Source organism: Yersinia similis (assembly GCF_001053095.1).
Lineage (GTDB): Bacteria > Pseudomonadota > Gammaproteobacteria > Enterobacterales > Enterobacteriaceae > Yersinia > Yersinia similis.
On record NZ_CGBP01000003.1, the window covers coordinates 264,523 to 270,604 of the forward strand.

Genomic DNA, 6,082 nt, shown 5'->3' on the forward strand with positions numbered 1-6,082 from the left:
TTGAGTCAGGGTTGATCCCGGTAACTTTTTGTTGCGCCAACTGCCCGACTGAACCAAGGTTTACGTGCGCCGAACTTCATCGGATTGAACGTCAACGGTACCGTGCGTTTACGGGCAACAATTAAATTGATACATCCCAACGCAGGTAGGTGGGTACTGATAAAGTGCCCACCGTTTTTATTGAAGGGCAAAACGTGAAAGCACGATAAATGTACTACTTCATAATTCAGTAAACTCAGCCAATCCAGCAAACGCATTTGAGTAAACATCCGGCTGATGTATGGCTGCCGCTGACGTAATACCGGCACCAATTTCCCCAAGCCTAACAAACTGAATGGATTGAAACTGCTGATAACCAGCCAACCATCATCAATTAACACCCTATCTACCTCACGTAGAATACGGTGCGGATTAGCGGCGTAAGCCAAAGTATGGGAAAGTAGGCAAGCATCTACCGATTTTTCAGCAAAGGGTAACTGATAAGGGCTGGCGAGCACTTGCATATTTTTGCCCCACTCCCCGACATTAACCTGATGAGCAATCGCACATTTATCGCTGGCGATTTCAGCACTTAAATGGCCAACCTTCAGCAAGTGAAAACCAAAAAATTTTGGCCACCAGGGTTGCAGTTGTTGTTCAAGCGCTGCGCGGTAGTATTCCCCCCAAGGTAATTCAGCCCAAGATGTAGGTGTCTCAATATTTTGACGTATTTGCGCTGGTTTCATGTTTTATTATCTTCTTTCAAGCTGTTGCCAACGAGAGGTATCTAATGAATCTTATCAGCATTCCGGCATTTCAAGACAATTACATTTGGCTATTGGCTAACCCACAAAAACACTGTGTTATCGTTGATCCTGGTGAGTCAGCGCCAGTGCTAGCCACGCTGGCCCAAGGCCAGTATGTTCCACAAGCTATATTATTGACCCACCACCATAACGATCACGTGGGAGGGGTTGCTGATTTACGCCACCATTTCCCTGATATTCCCGTCTATGGGCCACAAGAAACCGCGAAAAAAGGGGCCACTGTCATTGTTAATGATGGCGACAACTTCACCATTGACGGCCAGGATTACACCATTATCGCCGTCCCCGGCCATACTCTAGGTCATATTGCATACTACAGTTCTCCTTATCTTTTCTGCGGAGATACCCTATTTTCTGCTGGCTGTGGGCGATTATTTGAGGGCACACCAGAGCAAATGTACGCTTCAATTCAACGACTCGCGCAGTTACCAGACGAAACCTTAATATGCTGCGCGCATGAATATACTCTCTCAAATCTTAAGTTTGCCCACGCAATTTTGCCTGCAGATCAAGACATTGCTACATATCAACAACAAATTGAGCAATTACGGTCAAAAAACCTACCTAGCCTACCAGTAAAATTGCAATTTGAGCGCAAAATTAATGTTTTTTTACGTTGTGACGACATTGATTTACAAAGAAAAATAGGCATAACTTCGCCTCCAGACTCACTTATCTCTGTTTTCTCCGAATTACGCTCCCGAAAAGACGGCTTCTGAGCTTTTAGTTGTGTTTTTTATCGAAGCAAAGTATGATTGCTCGTCTTTTAAGCAACCACATTGACACACACATGAAGACCAAAGCGATACTTCTCGCCTCAGTCTTGCTTGTTGGGTGCCAGGCGTCCAAGCAGGACGCGCAGGTTCCCGAACAGCACGCACAGAGTTTGTCTTCGGCAGGTGAAGCAGGAGAGTACACAAATAGCACCCGAGAGGGTTCAGCGCGCTGGCTGGAAAGTGAAAGCAGCTACGCGCAGCAAGATTTGTGGAACTTCATCAAAGACGAGCTGAAGATGAAGGTTCCGGAGAATTCCCGGATCCGTGAGCAAAAACAAAAATACTTAAAAAATAAGAGCTATCTCCACGATGTAACATTACGGGCAGAGCCGTACATGTACCTGATAGTCGAGCAGATTAAGAAACGTAAGATGCCGATGGAATTGGTACTGCTACCCATAGTGGAGAGCGCTTTTGACCCACACGCGACATCATCCGCCAATGCCGCAGGGCTATGGCAGATTGTGCCAAGTACGGGGCGAAATTATGGCTTGAAGCAAAATCAATGGTATGACGGTCGCAGAGATGTTGTTGCCTCTACCAAAGCAGCGCTTGATATATTGGAACGCCTGAACAAAATGTTTAACGGTGACTGGTTATTGACAGTTGCAGCTTATAACAGCGGTGAAGGCCGAGTTATGCAAGCGGTGAAAGCCAATAAGGCAAAGGGAAAACCGACCAATTTTTGGGCATTGTCGCTTCCACGTGAAACGTCAATTTATGTTCCCAAAATGCTAGCCTTGGGTGATTTACTTAAGAACAGCAAAAAGTACGGTATAACCTTGCCTGAGACTGACAAAGACCGTGCACTAGCTCGCGTTGATGTCGATCAGCAAATAGAGCTAACTCAGGCAGCTGAGATGGCGGGGATGTCACTGACAAAGCTGAAATCCTTTAATTCTGGCTACAAACGCAATGTAACGGCACCAGACGGACATGGTCCTCGTTATATTATGTTACCGAAAGCCCATGCTGAGCAGTTGAAAGATTCATTGGCTGATACTGATATTACTGCCGTTCAACCCACAAAATTGGCAACGAACAGTACAAAATCAGCATCAAGTTCGCAGTATAAAGTTCGCCCAGGCGATACCTTATCTACGATTGCCAAGCGGTTGAATATCAAGACCAGCGATTTGCAGAGTTGGAACAACTTACGTGCCAAGAGCACCTTAAAAGTTGGGCAAACCCTGCAACTGGCAAGCAATACAGCCAGCAAAAGCATCACCTATCAAGTTCGTAAAGGTGATTCCTTTGCCAGTATTGCCAAGCGTCACGGTGTAAACACCGACGATGTGATGCGATGGAATTCGGTAATCAGCAAAGCTAACAATTTACAACCTGGCTTGAAATTGACGTTGTTTGTTAACGACAAATCAACCCCGGAGACGTAGAGCCAGAATAACTGTAAAAAGCACCTTTCGAGGTGCTTTTTTTATGGTTGGAATTCGACAATTAGTGGGTTGTGATCGGAGGCTCTGGTCACTAAAACCGAAGCATCAACAACGGTAAGGCCACGATAAAAAATAAAGTCCAGAGGCCGGCCGAACGCACGACTGCGGTGATCGACGCGAAATTCAACCTCTTGTAAACCGGCCTCTTGTGCAAAGTGCTGCAAGGCATTAATACGTTGGCGGCTCCAGGCATTGAAATCACCCGCCAGAATAACTGGGCCACGATGTGAAGCAATTTGCTCACCAATCGGATCGAGCTGCTTACTGTAAACATCGACACCAAGACTGAAGTTTACTGCATGAATATTCACCACCATTAACAAGCGACCATCATGAATAGGATAAACAGTAACTAAAGCCGATTTAGACAAGCGCAGTAGCGGCTCACGCTCACGCAAAGGGCAACAGTATACTGGATGAGCCGCAGCCAGCGTCATCACACCAGAAGGGTGCTGAGGCAATGAAAAAGCAGGTACCTGATCAGCGGCCTGATAGCTAGCTGTCGCAAACCTCACCAACTCAGGTGTAGTTTGTGCTTCTTGCAGTAACATCAGTTGAGTATCACGCCCGAGTTCCTTAAGTACAGGCAGCCATCCAGCCCGCTGCTGCTTAAAGATATTCCACACTACCACTCGCAAAAATTCAGATGTAGGTAATGGTGCGCCTAACGGCAAGCCTTGATCGAGTTGCTTAGCAGCGCCAGGGAAGATCCGTTCAACCGGTTGTCCTGCAACATACCGCATTGCATATGTTCTTTTCGGCACGCTTATCGCCTATTCCTTATCTAAAATCACACTGGCTCAATAGTTAATAGCAGCCGGGATTCTATTGATTATACTCCCAGATATCCCGGCCAGTAATATCTTTTCCACAAGGGATTACCTAGATATAGGGATACTCAACAGTATATTCAATCTATCGCACGAATAAGCTGATGTATTAACAAAAAAGCCCACAATTCAAGTCATAGGCTGAAAATCAATATCTATCCTGTATTGCGGTGAAAATAATTTAGTGTACTCAGTGATAACCGTTCTCCCTGTTCAAGGCCATTCTTTCGTACCACTTTATTCATATGACTCGTGCCCGAGTTCCACCACTGCCCTCGTTGGTTTCTCGCTGATATACCGGTCATTTTCTGTAGAAGACCTCTTCTAATAAGCATCGTTGCTCCTGCCGCCACAGCAGGCAGCTCAATTTCCTTCATATCCACTGATCCAACTATTCCAGTTCTCCTTCTACCTCGGTTAAACGGAAGTAACTTATCCATCCTCTCAGCAGTGGTGCTAGCCTCGCAGTTACCTTGCCCGGCGCTTTCGGCTGTGACCCGTTGTCAGGCTGTAACCCGGAAAATTACAGCGCCATGGCCTCGCTACCATATTTTTTAACGATCGCGTTGTCTGCCCCTATCGGGCCTTTATTCTCTACTACTCGCTGATAAGCCAGCATCAGATTACTGCGTGTTACTACTGCCTGTTATCACCGTGCAGGTGACAACTCCACATCCATTTTCCCACTTTTCGGCGTATCTGTTTGAGACCCCGTCAAGGTGTACCAAAATGAAAAACCACCTTACATGTAAGGTGGCTCATTCAGTGGCTTAGGCTGTGATTAATCCCATTTTGGGGCTAAACCATCAGGGCTGACCAACCTCTCATTGCGATCCAACGTGGCGATCAAAGCCATATCAGTTGCATTCAGGCATAATTCCTGTGCTAGTAAGTTGCTGGCCAAGTTAGCAGCTTTAGTCGATGACGGAATAACGCTATAACCCAGTTGCATCGCCCAACTCAAAATAACTTGTGCGGGGGTCGCACCATGTTGCTCAGCAATCGTTTTAATCACGGGTTCTTCAAGTGCCTTGCCATAAGCCAATGTCATATAGGAGGTCACTCCGATGCCATTTTCTTTCGCAAAATCAACAACATTACGGTTTTGTAATAATGGAGAAAGCTCGATTTGGTTAGTTGCAATCTCTTTTGCACCAACGGCCACAATCGCCTGCTTCATTAAATCAATAGTAAAGTTAGAAATACCAATTTGACGAGTTAAACCTAGTTTTTTTGCTTTTAATAACTCGGACATAAATTCAGCAACAGACACTTCATCATTAGGTGATGGCCAATGAATCAGCGTTAAGTCTACATAGTCAGTTTTCAGTTTCTGTATGCTTTCTTGCAAGCTGGAAATTAATTTATCTTTTGATAAATTAGCAACCCAGATCTTAGTAGTAATAAATAGCTCATCACGATTAATACCACTCTCTTGAATTGCCTGACCAACAGCCGCTTCATTTTCATATATTTGTGCTGTATCAATTGCCCGATAGCCCAACCTCAGGGCTTGGCTCACTGAATCAATAACAATTTGATCTTGAAGGCGAAAAGTTCCTAATCCGAATGCAGGTATACCCATAATAGTTTCTCATTTTTTGCTAACAATCATTTTATCTTGCGAGTCATAACGAATATTTATCGGCAGTGGAATGTTCTAAATAACTACCAGATAAAAACTGAATACATTATGGCAAGATTTTTATCGACAAAAAATGGCCTATTAAACATAATACTTTTGATAAAATATCAACAATATCGGTGAAATTTTGGCTTCAAATGAGCGAGAATAAGCCGACATCATGACACTGGTGGCTAAAGTGGGTGAAGAGAAAATAGATAACTAAATAAATGGATGAAAAAAATAGGTAATGGAAGATGGAACTTACATTGTTGCTATTTTAGCAATGCAAAAAGCCCTGAATCTTAGATTCAGGGCTTTGCAATAAGTGGCGGAACGGACGGGGCTCGAACCCGCGACCCCCTGCGTGACAGGCAGGTATTCTAACCAACTGAACTACCGCTCCACCGATTCTTTTACGTGTATCTTCCTGATACTTAACCCCATAAGGGCCAGCGCTCCGCGCTGTGCAAAACCACTTTTAGCGATTTTGACAGTTACCAGATGTCACTCTGATAACTCGTGTTTGATGCCTGGCAGTGTCCTACTCTCGCATGGGGAGACCCCACACTACCATCGGCGCTACGGCGTT

General features: G+C 45.0%; 5 protein-coding genes, 1 tRNA gene and 1 pseudogene. 2 read left to right on the forward strand and 5 right to left on the reverse strand.

The features are described 5' to 3' along the window. Positions 1-5 precede the first annotated feature (5 nt). Positions 6-725 (reverse strand): class I SAM-dependent methyltransferase, encoded by a 720-nt coding sequence (locus AC971_RS04345; RefSeq protein ID WP_025380968.1) that lies wholly within the window; start codon positions 723-725, stop codon positions 6-8. A gap of 44 nt (positions 726-769) precedes the next feature. Here AC971_RS04345 and gloB point away from each other — a divergent pair, with 44 nt between their 5' ends. Beyond that, the gene (gloB, locus tag AC971_RS04350; protein WP_025380969.1) at positions 770-1,525 is read left to right on the forward strand and encodes a hydroxyacylglutathione hydrolase; all 756 of its coding nucleotides are present in this window, start codon (positions 770-772) and stop codon (positions 1,523-1,525) included. A gap of 71 nt (positions 1,526-1,596) precedes the next feature. Continuing rightward, positions 1,597-2,976 (forward strand): murein transglycosylase D, encoded by a 1,380-nt coding sequence (gene mltD / locus AC971_RS04355; RefSeq protein WP_025380970.1) that lies wholly within the window; start codon positions 1,597-1,599, stop codon positions 2,974-2,976. Between the two features lie 41 nt (positions 2,977-3,017). Here the strand turns inward: mltD and AC971_RS04360 are convergent, their stop codons facing one another. The 4 genes and pseudogenes from AC971_RS04360 to AC971_RS04375 form a co-directional block, all read right to left on the reverse strand. After that, complete coding sequence (locus tag AC971_RS04360) at positions 3,018-3,800, reverse strand: endonuclease/exonuclease/phosphatase family protein (RefSeq protein WP_025380971.1); 783 nt, start codon at positions 3,798-3,800, stop codon at positions 3,018-3,020. Between the two features lie 457 nt (positions 3,801-4,257). Continuing rightward, positions 4,258-4,320 (reverse strand): annotated as a pseudogene (locus AC971_RS25570) (reverse transcriptase domain-containing protein); the annotation flags it as partial. 327 nt (positions 4,321-4,647) lie between these two features. Continuing rightward, positions 4,648-5,451: a 2,5-didehydrogluconate reductase DkgB gene (gene dkgB, locus AC971_RS04370; protein ID WP_025380972.1), complete on the reverse strand. Its 804-nt coding sequence runs from the start codon at positions 5,449-5,451 to the stop codon at positions 4,648-4,650. Positions 5,452-5,819: 368 nt separating this feature from the next. Beyond that, positions 5,820-5,896 (reverse strand) — tRNA-Asp (locus AC971_RS04375). Positions 5,897-6,082 lie beyond the last annotated feature (186 nt).

Bases quoted from the DNA above. Each gene is read 5' to 3' on its own strand.
- mltD (WP_025380970.1), top strand. From the start codon at position 1,597: ATGAAGACCAAAGCGATACTTCTCGCCTCAGTCTTGCTTGTTGGGTGC.
- dkgB (WP_025380972.1), bottom strand. From the start codon at position 5,451: ATGGGTATACCTGCATTCGGATTAGGAACTTTTCGCCTTCAAGATCAA.
- gloB (WP_025380969.1), top strand. From the start codon at position 770: ATGAATCTTATCAGCATTCCGGCATTTCAAGACAATTACATTTGGCTA.
- AC971_RS04345 (WP_025380968.1), bottom strand. From the start codon at position 725: ATGAAACCAGCGCAAATACGTCAAAATATTGAGACACCTACATCTTGG.